Annotated in this window: 11 protein-coding genes; 10 read left to right on the plus strand and 1 reads right to left on the minus strand. The window is 72.9% G+C overall.

Translation table 11 applies throughout. The features are described from left to right. The first annotated feature begins 7 nt into the window (after positions 1-7). Positions 8-685, plus strand: coding sequence for a response regulator (locus C6Y14_RS12795; protein WP_107016717.1), 678 nt, complete (start codon positions 8-10; stop codon positions 683-685). Positions 686-979: 294 nt separating this feature from the next. Here the strand turns inward: C6Y14_RS12795 and C6Y14_RS12805 are convergent, their stop codons facing one another. Next, complete coding sequence (locus C6Y14_RS12805) at positions 980-1,993, minus strand: Gfo/Idh/MocA family protein (protein ID WP_107016719.1); 1,014 nt, start codon at positions 1,991-1,993, stop codon at positions 980-982. Positions 1,994-2,110: 117 nt separating this feature from the next. On the opposite strand from C6Y14_RS12805, the gene C6Y14_RS12810 reads away from it, so the two are divergent. The 9 genes from C6Y14_RS12810 (at position 2,111) to C6Y14_RS12850 (ending at position 14,894) form a co-directional block, all read left to right on the plus strand. After that, positions 2,111-2,860: a GntR family transcriptional regulator gene (locus C6Y14_RS12810; protein ID WP_107016720.1), complete on the plus strand. Its 750-nt coding sequence runs from the start codon at positions 2,111-2,113 to the stop codon at positions 2,858-2,860. Between the two features lie 94 nt (positions 2,861-2,954). Further along, positions 2,955-3,959, plus strand: coding sequence for a sugar ABC transporter substrate-binding protein (locus tag C6Y14_RS12815; RefSeq protein WP_107016721.1), 1,005 nt, complete (start codon positions 2,955-2,957; stop codon positions 3,957-3,959). Beyond that, on the plus strand, positions 3,956-5,029 hold the full coding sequence (locus tag C6Y14_RS12820) for an ABC transporter permease (protein ID WP_107016722.1): 1,074 nt from the start codon (positions 3,956-3,958) through the stop codon (positions 5,027-5,029). The genes C6Y14_RS12815 and C6Y14_RS12820 overlap by 4 nt, the downstream gene beginning before the upstream one ends. Next, positions 5,026-5,838 (plus strand): ATP-binding cassette domain-containing protein, encoded by an 813-nt coding sequence (locus C6Y14_RS12825; RefSeq protein ID WP_107016723.1) that lies wholly within the window; start codon positions 5,026-5,028, stop codon positions 5,836-5,838. The genes C6Y14_RS12820 and C6Y14_RS12825 overlap by 4 nt, the downstream gene beginning before the upstream one ends. Positions 5,839-5,985: 147 nt before the next feature. After that, entirely contained in the window at positions 5,986-7,170 is a 1,185-nt protein-coding gene (locus tag C6Y14_RS12830; protein WP_107016724.1) for an ROK family glucokinase, read from the plus strand. Continuing rightward, positions 7,170-7,751, plus strand: coding sequence for a sugar kinase (locus C6Y14_RS12835; protein ID WP_107016725.1), 582 nt, complete (start codon positions 7,170-7,172; stop codon positions 7,749-7,751). The genes C6Y14_RS12830 and C6Y14_RS12835 overlap by 1 nt, the downstream gene beginning before the upstream one ends. A gap of 150 nt (positions 7,752-7,901) precedes the next feature. Next, positions 7,902-10,796 carry a DEAD/DEAH box helicase gene (locus tag C6Y14_RS12840; protein ID WP_107016726.1) on the plus strand — a complete coding sequence of 965 codons (2,895 nt, stop codon included), beginning with the start codon at positions 7,902-7,904 and terminating at the stop codon, positions 10,794-10,796. 164 nt (positions 10,797-10,960) lie between these two features. Further along, on the plus strand, positions 10,961-13,159 hold the full coding sequence (locus C6Y14_RS12845) for an SWIM zinc finger family protein (RefSeq protein ID WP_107016727.1): 2,199 nt from the start codon (positions 10,961-10,963) through the stop codon (positions 13,157-13,159). A 370-nt stretch (positions 13,160-13,529) separates the two neighbouring features. Continuing rightward, the gene (locus tag C6Y14_RS12850) at positions 13,530-14,894 is read left to right on the plus strand and encodes a sulfite oxidase (protein ID WP_107016728.1); all 1,365 of its coding nucleotides are present in this window, start codon (positions 13,530-13,532) and stop codon (positions 14,892-14,894) included. The last annotated feature ends 284 nt before the right edge of the window (positions 14,895-15,178 follow it).

Raw genomic sequence — 15,178 nt, forward strand, 5'->3', positions numbered from 1 at the left:
TTGGCGCATGAATCCGATCCGTCTCCTCCTCGTCGACGACGACCCGCTGGTCAGAGCCGGCCTCTCCTTCATGCTGGGCGGCGCCGACGACCTGGAGATCGTGGGGGAGGCCGCCGACGGCAGCGAGGTCGAGGCGCTGGTCGACCGCACGCGTCCCGACGTGGTCCTGATGGACATCAGGATGCCGACGGTGGACGGGCTGGTCGCCACGGAACGGCTCAGGGGCCGCAAGGAGGCTCCGCAGGTCATCGTGCTCACCACGTTCCACGCCGATGAACAGGTGCTGCGGGCGTTGCGGGCGGGCGCGGCGGGCTTCGTGCTCAAGGACACTCCGCCCGCGGAGATCCTGCACGCGGTGCGCCGGGTCGCGGCGGGTGATCCCGTGCTGTCGCCGGCCGTGACGCGGCAGCTGATGGCTCAGGCCGTGGGGGCGGGGCCCGACACGCGGCGGGCGGGTGCGCGTACGCGGGTCGCCGCGCTCAACGACCGCGAACGGGAGGTCGCCGTGGCGGTCGGGCGGGGGCGTTCGAACGCGGAGATCGCGGCGGGGCTGTTCATGAGCGTCGCCACGGTCAAGACGCACGTGTCCCGGATCCTCGCGAAGCTGAACCTCAACAACCGCGTCCAGATCGCGCTGCTGACGTACGAGGCGGGCCTGCTGGAGGACGACGACCACCCCCACTGACGCATCCCGTCACGCCCGGCGCCCCGTGGCCCGCGCCCCGCCGGCGGCGGGGACCGACACCGGCCGGTTCGTCGTCTGCGGGCCGGTGGGGGCTGATCGCGCAGTTCCCCGCGCCCCTGAACAGTGCGGGCCGGTGGGGGTCGGTCGCGCAGTTCCCCGCGCCCCTAAGGGCGAAAGCTGGGGCGCAGCCCCGTTTTTGAGGGGCGCGGGGAACTGCGCGACCGGCCACGACGGCGCCGCAGCCGACCACGCACCCCCCACCCCCCAACCCCCCCACCTGCCGCCGACGCCAAGTCAGTCCCGGCCGCCCGGGATCTCCGACAGCGGAACAGACCGGCGCCCGCGCCGAGACAACTCACACGCCTCCGCAACGCGCAACGCATGCAACGCCTCACGCCCGTCGCACGGATTCGCCCGCTCCCCCCGCACCACCTCCACGAACGCGTGCAGCTCCGCCTCGTACGCGGGCCCGAACCGCTCCAGGAACCCCGTCCACGGCTTGGTGGCCGCAGGCGGCCCCGCCGGCTCCGTGGAGGCGATCGGCGTACGGTCGTCGAGCCCGACCCCGATCTGGTCCAGCTCCCCGGCCAGCTCCATGCGGACGTCGTACCCCGCCCCGTTCAGCCGCGTCGCCGTGGCCGTCGCGAGCGTCCCGTCGTCCAGTGTGAGGACGGCCGCCGCCGTGTCGATGTCGCCCGCCTCGCGGAACATCGCGGGCCCGGCGTCCGACCCCATCGCGTAGACCTCGGTGATCTCACACCCGGTGACCCACCGCAGCATGTCGAAGTCGTGCACGAGCGTGTCCCGGTACAGCCCGCCGGAGAGCGGCAGATGCTCGGCGGGCGGCGGCGACTGGTCGGAGGTCATCGCGCGCACGGTGTGCAGCCGGCCGAGCTGCCCGGACCGTACGACCTCTCGCGCGGCCGCGTAACCGGAGTCGAAGCGCCGCTGGAAACCCATCTGCAGGATCGTTCCCGCAGCCTCGACCTCCGCGATGGCCGTGAGCGTACCCGCCAGATCGAGGGCGATGGGCTTCTCGCAGAACACGGGCAGTCCGGCGCGGGCTGCCCGACCGATCAGTTCGCCGTGTGCCGAGGTGGCCGCGGTGATGACCACAGCGTCCACCCCCCAGGTGAAGATCTCGTCCACGCCGGGTGCCGCGGTGGCACCTAAGCGGTCCGCGAGCCGGCGTGCTCGTGCGGGATCCGCGTCCGTGACGATGAGGGAGCCGCCCACCTCGCGGTGGCGGCTGAGGGCGGTCGCATGAAATGTACCGATACGACCCGTCCCGATGAGTCCGATGCGCATGCGACAAAGTTGAGGGCGAACCCTACACCCTGTCAACTCTTTGTCCGGACAATCGAACCTCACAACTTCCCGTCAACATGCACCGGAGCTACGCTCGGGCCCGTGCCCAAACCAGATGTGGACCCGACCACGCCGCTCCAGCTCAGCGTCGACCGGAACAGCCCGGTACCGCTGTACTTCCAGCTGGCCCAGCAACTCGAAGCGGCGATCGAGCGCGGTGCCCTGACCCCGGGCAGCCTGCTGGGCAACGAGATCGAGCTCGCCGGACGCCTCGGTCTGTCCCGGCCCACGGTCCGCCAGGCCATCCAGTCGCTCGTGGACAAGGGCCTGCTCGTACGCCGCAGGGGTGTCGGCACCCAGGTCGTCCACAGCCAGGTCAAGCGCCCCCTGGAACTCAGCAGCCTCTACGACGATCTGGAGGCGGCCGGTCAGCGTCCCGCGACCCGCGTCCTCGTCAACACCGTCGTCCCCGCGACGGCCGAGGTGGCGGCGGCCCTGTCGGTGGCGGAGGGCAGCGAGGTGCACCGCGTGGAGCGGCTGCGACTGGCCCACGGCGACCCGATGGCGTACCTCTGCAACCACCTGCCGCCCGGCCTGCTCGACCTCGACAGCGCGCAGCTTGAGGCCACCGGTCTGTACCGGCTGATGCGTGTCGCGGGCATCACCCTGCACAGTGCCCGGCAGTCCGTCGGCGCCCGTGCCGCCACCGCGGTGGAGGCCGAGCGCCTCGACGAGTCCGCCGGCGCCCCGCTGCTCACCATGCAGCGCACCACCTTCGACGACACGGGCCGCGCCGTCGAGTTCGGCTCCCACACCTACCGCGCCTCGCGCTACTCCTTCGAGTTCCAGCTCCTCGTACGCCCCTGACTCCCCGGCCGACGGCCCCGCTGTCCGGAATCCTTCACTCCGTATCCGATACTTGGTTGTTTCATGTATCGGACATCAAGAAGGGCACGGCCTCGTGGCACGGTTTCGGACCTGGGTCAGCATCGCGGTGGCGGGGGCGCTGGGCGCATCCCTGGCCGGGTGCAGCAGCACCGGCGGCAAGCGCGCCGAGGACGCCCGTAAAGCGGCGTCGGCCCAGGGTGGTGGCGCGGTGAGCACGCCCCGCTGGACCGTCGCGATGATCACCCACTCGGGTGACGGCGACACCTTCTGGGACATCGTCCAGAACGGTGCCCAGCAGGCCGCCGACAAGGACAACATCAAGTTCCTGTACTCCCACGACGACGAGGGGCAGCAGCAGGCACAGCTCGTGGACGCCGCCGTGGACAAGGGCGTCGACGGCATCGTCGTCACCCTCGCCAAGCCCGACGCCATGAAGAGCGCGGTCGCCCGCGCCGTGAAGGCCGGCATCCCCGTGATCACGGTGAACTCGGGATCCGAGAAGTCCAAGGAGTTCGGCGCGCTCACCCACATCGGCCAGGACGAGACGATCGCCGGCGAGGCGGTCGGCGACGAGCTGAACGAGCGTGGCCGGAAAACAGCCCTCTGCGTCCTGCACGAACAGGGCAATGTCGGCCATGAGCAGCGCTGCGCGGGCGTGAAGAAGACCTTCGACGGCACCGTGCGGAACATCTACGTCGAGGGCACCGACATGTCGGCCGTCCAGTCCTCCATCGGCGCCAAGCTCCAGGCCGACCGCTCCGTCGACGCCGTCGTCACCCTCGGCGCGCCCTACGCGGACACCGCGGTCAAGGCCAAGCAGGACGCGGGCAGCAAGGCCGAGATCGACACCTTCGACCTGAACGCCAAGGTCGCCGCCTCGCTCAAGGACGGCACCCTCGGCTTCGCCGTCGACCAGCAGCCGTACCTCCAGGGGTACGAGGCCGTCGACCTGCTCTGGCTGTACCGGTACAACGCCGACACGCTCGGCGGCGGACGCCCCGTCCTCACCGGCCCGCAGATCATCACCAAGGACCAGGCCGCCGAGCTGGAGAGCTACGCGGACCGGGGCACCCGATGACCGCGACGCCCCCCACGTCTCCCACGCCTCCCGCGTCCCCCACGGCCTCCACAGCGGACGACCGGCTGCTGCGGACCTCACCGCTGCGCAGGCTGCTCGGCCGCCCCGAGTTGGGCTCGGTGGTCGGCGCGCTCGCCGTCTTCCTCTTCTTCGCGCTGATCGCGGACGGTTTCGTACGGGCCGCGGGGCTGGCCACCGTGCTGTACGCGGCCTCCACGATCGGCATCATGGCGGTGCCCGTCGCCCTGCTGATGATCGGCGGCGAGTTCGACCTGTCGGCGGGCGTCATGGTGACCTCGTCCGCGCTGATCTCGTCGATGTTCAGCTACCAGATGACCGCGAACGTCTGGGTGGGCGTCGGCGTCTCGCTCCTGGTCACCCTCGCGATCGGCTTCTTCAACGGGTTCATGCTGACCCGCACCAAGCTGCCCAGCTTCATCATCACGCTCGGCACCTTCCTCATGCTGACCGGGATGAACCTCGGCTTCACCAAGCTGATCAGCGGCACCGTCTCGACCAAGACGATCGCCGACATGGAGGGCTTCGCCTCCGCCAGGGCCCTCTTCGCGTCCGTCCTGACCGTCGGCGGCATCGACTTCAAGGTCACCATCCTGTGGTGGCTGGGCCTGGTGGCCCTCGCCTCCTGGATCCTGCTGCGCACCCGCGTCGGCAACTGGATCTTCGCGGTCGGTGGCGGGAAGGAAGCGGCCCGCGCGGTGGGCGTGCCCGTCGCCGCGACCAAGATCGGCCTCTACATGGGGGTGTCGTTCGCCGCGTGGATCGCCGGACAGCACCTGCTCTTCTCCTTCGACGCCGTGCAGTCGGGAGAGGGCGTCGGCAAGGAGCTGACGTACATCATCGCGGCCGTCATCGGCGGCTGTCTGATCACCGGCGGGTACGGCTCCGCCGTCGGCTCGGCGGTCGGCGCGCTGATCTTCGGCATGACCGACAAGGGCATCGTGTTCGCCGAGTGGAATCCCGACTGGTTCAAGTTCTTCCTGGGAGCGATGCTGCTCCTCGCGACCCTGCTGAACGCCTGGGTCCGCAAGCGCGCGGAGGCCACGGCATGACGCAGCCCACCACGACGACGTCCGCCGGACGCACGCCCCTGGTCGAGCTCGACGACGTCAGTAAGTACTACGGCAACATCCGCGCCCTGGAGGGCGTCTCGCTGGAGGTCCACGCGGGGGAGATCACCTGCGTCCTCGGCGACAACGGCGCCGGCAAGTCGACCCTGATCAAGATCATCGCGGGGCTCCACCAGCACGACGCGGGCACCTTCCGCATCGAGGGCGAGGACGCGCGTCCGGCGTCCCCGCGGGAGGCCCTGGACCGCGGTATCGCCACGGTCTACCAGGACCTCGCCGTCGTCCCCCTGATGCCGGTCTGGCGGAACTTCTTCCTCGGCTCCGAGCCGCGCAAGGGGTCCGGCCCCTTCAAGCGCCTGGACGTCGACCTCATGCGCCGCACGACCCACGCGGAACTCCTGCGCATGGGCATCGACCTACGGGACGTCGACCAGCCCATCGGCACCCTCTCCGGCGGCGAGCGCCAGTGCGTGGCGATCGCCCGGGCCGTTCACTTCGGGGCGAAGGTCCTCGTCCTCGACGAGCCCACCGCGGCGCTGGGCGTCAAACAGTCCGGTGTGGTCCTCAAATATGTGGCCGCCGCACGTGACGCGGGCCTGGGTGTCGTCTTGATCACCCACAACCCCCACCACGCGTACCTCGTCGGCAACCGCTTCGTCCTCCTCAAGCGCGGCACGATGGTCGGCAACCACACCCGGGAAGACATCACCCTCGACGAACTGACCCGCCAAATGGCGGGCGGCACGGAGCTGGACGACCTGCGCCACGAACTGGAGAACGGAGGGACCTAGAGCGCCCCGAAAGGGGCGCGGGGAACTGCGCCACCAGCCACGACGCTCCCGCGGGCGGCGAAACACCGGCACCACCCCGGGGCGGCCCGAGCGAAGCGAAGGACGCCGCCGTGCAGCCGAGCGGCAGCGTGTAGCAGAATCGGCGCGATGAGCACCTACCGCGACCTCGCCCTGCCCAGGGCGCTCGGCTCCGCCAGAGCCGCGGGCGCCCCCATCGGCTCCCGCCGTGCCACCGCCCTGCGCACCGTGGGCACACGCGAGCGCCGTTCCCACCTGACGGCACCGCGCGTCCCCACCGTCGGCATCGACATCGGCGGCACGAAGGTGATGGCGGGCGTCGTGGACGCGGACGGCAACATCCTGGAGAAGGTCCGCACCGAGACCCCCGACAAGTCCAAGAGCCCCAGGGTCGTCGAGGACACCATCGTCGAACTGGTGCTGGACCTCTCCGACCGGCACGACGTGCACGCGGTCGGCATCGGCGCGGCCGGCTGGGTCGACGCGGAACGCAACCGGGTCCTGTTCGCGCCCCACCTCTCGTGGCGCAACGAACCCCTGCGGGACCGTATCGCGGGCCGCCTCGCCGTTCCCGTCCTGGTCGACAACGACGCCAACACGGCCGCCTGGGCGGAGTGGCGCTTCGGCGCGGGCCGCGGCGAGGACCACCTCGTCATGATCACCCTCGGCACCGGCATCGGCGGCGCCATCCTGGAGGACGGGCAGGTCAAGCGCGGCAAGTTCGGTGTGGCGGGCGAGTTCGGCCATATGCAGGTCGTGCCCGGCGGCCACCGCTGCCCGTGCGGCAACCGCGGCTGCTGGGAGCAGTACAGCTCCGGCAACGCCCTGGTCCGCGAGGCCCGCGAACTCGCCGCCGCCGACTCCCCGGTGGCCTACGGCATCATCGAGCACGTCAAGGGCAACATCGCCGAGATCACCGGCCCGATGATCACCGAGCTGGCCCGCGAGGGCGACGCGATGTGCATCGAGCTGCTCCAGGACATCGGCCAGTGGCTGGGCGTCGGCATCGCGAACCTCGCGGCCGCCCTCGACCCCTCCTGCTTCGTCATCGGCGGCGGCGTCAGCGCGGCCGACGACCTCCTGATCGGCCCCGCGCGCGACGCCTTCCGCCGCCATCTGACCGGCCGCGGCTACCGCCCCGAGGCCCGGATCGCCCGCGCCCAGCTCGGCCCCGAGGCCGGCATGGTCGGCGCCGCGGACCTCGCCCGCCTCGTGGCCCGCCGCTTCCGGCGCGCCAACCGGCGCCGCGTCGAACGGTACGAGCGCTACGAGCGCTACGCCGAGTCGCGCCGCGAGGCGCAGGAGACGCTGTGATGACGGCCTCGCTGCCGCGCCAGGCCTCACCCCCGGACGAGCCGCCCCGCCCGCCCGAGGAGCCTGGCCACCGGATCCGCCGCCGCGCCCTGACCCTGCTGATCATCGTGCTGCTCATCGGTGTACCGGCCGGCTATCTGGTGATCTCCGCCAACCAGAGCCGTGACAGCGGCAAGGACAAGGAGGCCAAGTACTCGGCGACCGGGCTCACCCCCGGCTGGCCCTCCCGGGTCCAGCGCCGTCTGTACCAGGTGCCGATCCCGGGCTACTCGGCCGAGGTCGCGTACTACGAGACGAACAACTGGAAGACCAGCCGTCTCTACGTCCAGTTCCTCACCAGCGACGAGGGCCTGGAGAAGTTCCTCAGGACCATCGGGACCAGCCTCGACGCCCTGGAGAAGGACGACCTCGTCATCAGCGCCCGCGACCGGCGTGTCGTCGGCTGGGAGTTCACCGGCCCCGGCCCCTGGTCGGGTCTGAACCACGAGCGGAAGAACCCGACGCCCACGCACCACATCGTCGTGGACTGGGCGAAGCCCGGCCATCCCATGGTCTACGTGGTCTCCAGAACGACACCCTGACCGCACCCCGCCCCCCCCCGACCACCCCCGGATCACGCCGCGCCCCCCGGCCCCCTCCGGCCGACGGGCCGCGTTGTCAGACCCGGCCCGTAGAGTCGAAGACGATCGATCCGACCGGGGCGGGAGCAGGCGAGGGAGGTGGCCGGGAGCATGAGTGCGGGGACGCGTACGAGTACGGGGGCGGGTGAGGGGACGAGTGCGGAGGAGCCGCGCGCCGAGGCCCGCTCCGACGCCCGGCCGAAGGCCGAGGTGTCCCTCCGGCTGGCCGCCGTGTTCCTGCCCGCCGCACTGCCCCGCGGCGGACGGATGGCCTTCTGGGACCCGGACGGCGGCCTCCCGCCCCCCACACCGGACACCGAGCTGACGGTCGTCCGACGGCACGGCACGGGGACACGACGGCACGCGGTCCCCGCCCTGACCATGCCGGTCACCGAGGCCCTGCCGCTGCTCGTACGGGCCAGGCGCGACCCCGCCGCCCACCCCGCCACGGCCTGCTGGGGAGCCGCCGCCCTGCACGCGCTGCGGCTCGTCGCGCGCGGCCGGCTGCTGCCCGGTCTGACACCCGACGGGTTCGACGCGTGGCGTGCGGGCCCCCTGGACCCGGACGACATCGCCCACCTCAGGGCGATCGCAGCGGCCCTTCCGTACGAAGGACACGCCGTCCCGCTGCCCGGCCGCGGCCCGCTCAGGCTGCCCGATCCACAAGCGCTGACACGCGCCTTCCTGGACGCGGTCGCCGACGCCCTGCCCCGCACCCCGGCCGCTCCGTACGCGGCGGGCAGGCCCTTCGCGGCGAGCGGGGCCCAGCGGCTGCCGGGCGCCCAGGACTGGGCGGCGGAGGTCGCCGCCGGCATGGACGCCGGGGTCCGGATCTCCCTGCGCCTCGACCTGTCCGCGTACGAGCTCTTCGACGACAGCGAGGGCGCGCGGCGGGCGGGCGCGGCCGTCGTCCAGGTGCACAGCCTCGCCGACCCCACCCACGTCGTCGACGCGGCGGCCCTGTGGGCGGGCACGGCGGACGCCACGTTCGGCCCGCGCGCCCGGGTCGACGCTGCCCTGGCCGTGCGCCGCGCGGCCCGGGTCTGGCCGCCCCTGGACCGGCTGTCCGCTCAGGACGTGCCGGACGTACTGGCCCTGTCCGAGGACGAGCTGACGGACCTGCTCGGAGTGGCGGCCACCCGCCTCGGCGCGGCCGGGGTCGCCGTGCACTGGCCGCGCGACCTCGCCCAGGACCTGAGCGCGGCCGCGGTCGTCCGCCCCGCACCGGGCTCGGCAACGGACGGGACGGGCTTCTTCGAGAGCGAGGAGCTGCTCCAGTTCCGCTGGCAGCTGGCCCTGGGCGGCGACCCGCTCAGCGAGGCGGAGATGGACGCCCTCGCCGAGGCGCACCGCCCCGTCGTCCGGCTGCGGGACCAGTGGGTGCTCGTCGACCCGGCCCTGGTCCGTAAGGCCCGCAAGCGCGAACTGGGCCTGCTGGACCCGGTCGACGCCCTCTCCGCGGCGCTCAGCGGCAGTGTGGAGGTCGACGGGGAGAGCGTCGAGGCGGTGCCCGTCGGCGCGCTCGCCGCGCTGCGCGACCGCCTCACTGCCGGACTGCTCCCCGCCGAACCGCCGCCCGGCCTGAAGGCGACCCTGCGCGACTACCAGCTGCGCGGGCTGGCCTGGCTCGACCTGATGACCTCGCTCGGTCTCGGCGGCTGTCTCGCCGACGACATGGGACTCGGCAAGACCATCACCGTCATCGCCCTCCATCTGAAACGGGCACGTATCGAACCGACCCTCGTGGTCTGCCCCGCCTCGCTGCTCGGCAACTGGCAGCGGGAGATCGAGCGGTTCGCCCCCGGAGTGCCCGTGCGCCGCTTCCACGGACCGGACCGCTCCCTGGCGGACATGGACGGAGGCTTCGTCCTGACCACCTACGGGACGATGCGCTCGACCGCGCCCCGGCTCGCCGAGCAGACCTGGGGCATGGTCGTCGCGGACGAGGCCCAGCACGTCAAGAACCCGTACTCGGCGACGGCCAAGGCCCTGCGGACGATCTCCGCCCCGGCCAGGGTCGCCCTGAGCGGTACACCGGTGGAGAACAACCTCTCCGAGCTGTGGGCCCTGCTCGACTGGACGACCCCGGGACTCCTCGGCCCCCTGAAGTCCTTCCGCGCCCGGCACGCGCGCGCCGTGGAGAACGGCGAGGACGAGGAGGCCGTGGCCCGCCTCGCCCGGCTGATCCGGCCCTTCCTCCTGCGGCGCAAGAAGTCCGACCCGGGGATCGTCCCCGAACTGCCGCCCAAGACGGAGACGGACCACCCCGTCCCCCTCAGCCGTGAACAGGCCTCCCTGTACGAGGCCGTGGTCCGCGAGTCGATGCTCGCCATCGAGACCACGCAGGGCATCGCCAGGCGGGGCCTGGTCCTCAAGCTCCTCACCGCGCTCAAGCAGATCTGCGACCACCCGGGGCTGTATCTGAAGGAGGAGCCGGACGGGCTCCCCAGCGGCTCGGGAGCGGCCCGCCAGGCGGCCCGTTCCGGCAAACTCGCCCTGCTCGACGAGCTGTTGGACACGCTGCTCGCCGAGGACGGCTCGGCCCTCGTCTTCACGCAGTACGTGGGGATGGCCCGGCTGATCACGAACCACCTCACGGCGCGCGCGGTCCCCGTCGAACTGCTCCACGGGGGCACGCCGGTGTTCGAGCGCGAACACATGGTGGACCGGTTCCAGAGCGGCGCCACACCGATCCTGATCCTGTCGCTGAAGGCGGCCGGCACCGGTCTCAACCTCACGCGCGCGGGCCATGTCATCCACTTCGACCGCTGGTGGAACCCGGCCGTCGAGGAACAGGCCACCGACCGCGCCTACCGCATCGGCCAGACCCAGCCCGTCCAGGTGCACCGCCTCATCACCGAGGGCACCGTCGAGGACCGCATCGCCGACATGCTCGCCTCCAAGCGGGCCCTGGCGGACGCGATCCTCGGCTCCGGCGAGGCGTCCCTGACGGAACTGACCGACCGCGACCTGTCCGACCTGGTGTCCCTGCGGAGGTCCAGGTGATGTCTCGTACGGATCAGCCAGATCAGCCAGATCAGCCGGATCAGCCGGATCAGGCGGATCAGCGGGACCAGGCGGATCAGGCGGACCAGTCGGATCAGGCGGATCAGCCGGGACAGTCGGATCATCGGGAACAGTCGGATCAGTCGAGTCCGGGGGGCGACGCGGTGGACGAGCGCGCTCCGGCCGGTGGGGAGCGGCCGGCCGACGCCGCCCGGCGTGCGCTGCGGGCCGCGCGGCGCGGCGATGTGGCCGCCCCGGGTCTCGAAGCGGCGGAGCCGCACTCCGACGCGCCGGACGCGCCCGCTGCGGCCGCCGGGGCAAGCACGGCAGCCGGGCCCAGGCCGGGCGACATCGCGCGCGAGGCGCTGCGGCGGGCTGCCACCAGGAAGCCCGCCGCGGAGCTCCCGGGTCCGGCCGCCGACGCGACGGTGACGGGCCCGCCCGATGAGGGCCCCGCCCCGACGGTGGTGGGACGGCCCGATGAGGCCCCCGCCTCGACGGTGACGGGGCGGCCCGGCGAGGTCTCCGAGCCGCCCGTGGGTGACCGGCCCGACGCTCCTTCCGGGGTCTCGCGCCCCGGCGACGTGGCCCGGGAGGCCCTGCGAGCCGCGCGTGTCCAGGCGGAGCGGGAGCGGGCCGCCGCGCAGGACAAGGGAGTCGGGACAGCCCGCAAGCGGCGCGGGGGCGCCGGGCCCACCGCCCCCGGCGCTCGTCCCGCCACGCCGAGTCGCGAGGCGGCGGCCCAGGTCCGGGAACTGGCCGCGCTGCTGGGCAACACCCTCGACCTGTCGTCCCGGCTGGAAAGGGAGGAGGGGGCGGACGAGCCGGACGCCGAGCAGGGCACCACGCGTCCGGCGCCGACTCCGGACCCGTACGGCGGCCCGAGCACGATTGCAGGCGCAGGCGCAGGCGCAGGCACCGGCAGCGGCACGGACCCCGATGTCGACGCGCTAGCCGACGCCCGCCCCGCCCTTGACGCCGGCCCCGACACCCACCTCGACCCCGACCCCGACACCCACCCAGGACCTGACACCTACCCCGCCCCCCACGACCCCCCGGCCCCCGCACAGCGCAGCGCCCCCGCGGCCGGTCGTTCCATGGCCGCCCCCGCCCGGGACGGTGAGCTGCGGCGTACGTTCCCGCCGCCGGCGCGGGCACGGAATGAGGGCGGCGGCGGGTTCGCCGAGACGTGGTGGGGCAACGCCTGGGTCGCCGCGCTGGAGGAGATGGCGCTCGACGCGGCACGGCTCGGGCGGGGCAAGGCGTACGCGGGGGAGGGGCACGTCGACGCCGTCACGGTCACACCGGGGCTCGTGCTCGCCTACGTGCACGGGAGCCGCCCGCGGCCGTACCGCGTGCAGATCCGGATGCGTACGCTCTCGGACGACGACTGGGAGCGTTTCCTCGACGCCGCGGCCGAACGCCCGGCCCACATCGCCGCGTTGCTCGACAAGGAGCTGCCCCGGACTCTCGCCGACTGCGGGGTGGAGCTGCTTCCCGGTCCCGGCGACCTCGTCCCGCGCTGCAGTTGCCCGGACTCCGGCCACCCCTGCAAGCACGCGGCCGCCCTCTGCTACCAGACCGCGCGGCTGCTGGACGAGGACCCGTTCGTCCTCCTGCTGCTGCGCGGCCGGGGCGAGCGGGAACTGCTGGACGAACTGTCCCGGCGCAACGCCACCCTGGCCGCCCGCTCGTCCCGCGCCGCCGAGGAACCGGCGCTTCCCGGGGTCCCGGCCCGCGAGGCCGTCGAGCGGAGCGTACGGACACCCCTGCCGGCCCCGCTGCCGCCGCCCGCACACCCGGAGCAGCCCCCGGCCTACCCGGCCTCGCCCGGCGGCCCCGACCCGTTCGCGCTGGACCAGTTGGCCACCGACGCGGCCGCCCGCGCGCACGCCCTGCTCACCACCGGCCGTGATCCCCTCGCCGAGCTGACCCTCTGGCAGGACGCCGTGCGGATCGCCGCCGTCCGCCCGGGTTCCGGCCTCACCGCCACCACCCGCGCCCTCTACGCGGACCTGGCCACCGCCGCCCGCCGCACCCCGGGAGACCTGGCCCGCGCGGTCGCCGCGTGGCGCCAGGGCGGACTCGAAGGGCTCGCCGTCCTCGAAGAGGCCTGGGACCCTCCGGCGGGGCGTTTCGACCGGGCCCGCCCGCTCCTGCTCGCGGCCGACTTCCCCACCTTCCGGCCCTGGCACAACCACCTCACCCACCCCCACGGCCACATACAGCTCCGGCTGGGCCACGACGGCCTCTGGTACGCGTACGAGTCGGAACCGGGTCACGACGACTGGTGGCCGCGCGGCACGCCCGACCTGGATCCGGTCGGCGCCCTCACAGGCCTGGGCTCGCCGACCGACGTCTGAGCGCGCCCAGACCTCGCGACCCCCCCGACTCCTTTGCCCCTCGACTCCCTTGCTCCCCGACTCCCTTGCTCCCCGACGCCCTTGACTCCCCGACTCCCGCGATTCACCGGCGGGTCGGCGCGCGGCCTCGTACCATGGCGCCCATGATCCTCAGCCGATGCCGCCCTGCCCCGCGGTTCCGCGTGCGCACGCCGCACGGCTGTTGTTGATCCTCACCGAGCCCACGACCGCGCTCCCGGCCGCCCTTCTCCTCTTGCGGCTCGCTTCCATGCCGCAGGGCCCGGCGAGCTCTGCCGTACCCGCAGACCGGCGGCCACCCCACCGCCTCCCCACCCGTGCCCGTGAACCTCCGACAGGCAGGAGCCCACCCATGTCCCGTACCGATTCCCGTACCGGCACGCACGACGACGAGTCCGTCTACGACCGTCGCAGACTCCGTCAGTGGCTCGCGGGCGAAGCCCGGGCCGAGGGCGTCGAGCGGCGCGACATGCTCCGACTGCTGGCCGCCGCCGCCGGACTGGCCGGCGCGGCCACCGCCGCCACCACCGGCTTCGCCGCACCGGCCCTCGCCACTTCCGGTTCCGCCGCAGGCACAGCCACGACCACCGCCACCGTCGCCGGTACCACCGGCAGCGGGTCCGCCGCCGCGGTCCCCGGCATAGTCAAGCCCCTTCCCGACGCCTGGTTCACCTCCCGCGGTACGAACGCCGAGACGAGGTTCGAGGCACTGGCGGGCACCGGCCACCACACCCCCACCGACCGCTTCTTCGTCCGCAACCACACCGCCACCCCCGTCCTGGACGCGAACGCCTGGAGTGTCACCGTCTGGGGGGACGGCCTCGCGGGCGGCGGGTCCGCCGAGTTCACGCTCGACGACCTGAAGCGCCTGCCCGCCACCACCCGCAGCGCGTTCGTGGAGTGCGCGGGCAACGGCCGCAGCTTCTTCACGACACAGCAGGGCCAGACCGTGTCCGGCACGGCGTGGACACTGGGCGCGATCGGCGTGGCCCGCTGGCGCGGGGTACGGCTCGGCGAGGTGCTGCGCCGCGCCGGGCTGAGCCGCGGCGCCGTGGACGTCCTGCCCCGCGGCCTGGACGCCGACTACGTCACGGCGGACGGCACGAACCTCGGCCGCGTCCGCCGCCCGCTGCCGGTGTCGAAGGCCCTGGACGACGTGCTGCTCGCGTACGAGATGAACGGCGAGCCGCTCCCGCCGGACCACGGCGGTCCCGTACGGGTCCTCGTGCCGTCCTGGATCGGGATCGCGTCGATCAAGTGGGTCGGTGACATCGAGGTCTCCGCCCAGCCGCTGTACTCCCCGTGGAACACCGACTTCTACCGGCTGTTCGGCGACGCGTACCCGGCGGGAGGCAGCGCCCCGCTCACCCGCCAGACACTCAAGTCCGCCTTCGAACTCCCGTGGAACGCACGCCTGGAGACCGCCGCCGAGCACCGTCTCACCGGCCGCTCGTGGTCGGGCGCGGGCACCGTGGCACGCGTCGACGTGAGCACCGACGGCGGCGCGAGCTGGCGGCGCGCCCGTCTGTACGACGCCCCGCGCCGCGCCGACTGGGTCCGCTGGTCCGCCGACTGGCGTCCGGCGGCCCCGGGCGCGTACACGCTCCTGGCCCGTGCGACCGACACGACGGGGCGCACCCAGCCGGAGACCACCGTCCACAACACGCAGGGCTATCTCTTCGACGCGGTCGTCCGTCATCCGGTCCAGGCCGTGTGACCCGCGCCCCGGGTGAGCGCGTCTGCAATGCGCCGTGAAAAAGCGGCCTGCATTTACGGGTGAGTCGGCGCGTTCCGGCCGTGACAGATTTCGCCTCACGCCTCGATATCGCCGTGCGGTGCCGTCCGGTAAAGCGGACCAGGCCGGTCTGCTTTTCGGCACCGCACGGCCGTTGACAGTGCAGTCCGGCACGACGACTATTGGGCTGGAAAAAATATTGGCCGTGGCGGCACGGGTGTGCCGGGACCGGTCGAGGACGGCCGCCGATCGCGGCCCGTCCGCTG

Source organism: Streptomyces dioscori, assembly GCF_003024195.1.
GTDB lineage: Bacteria > Actinomycetota > Actinomycetes > Streptomycetales > Streptomycetaceae > Streptomyces > Streptomyces dioscori.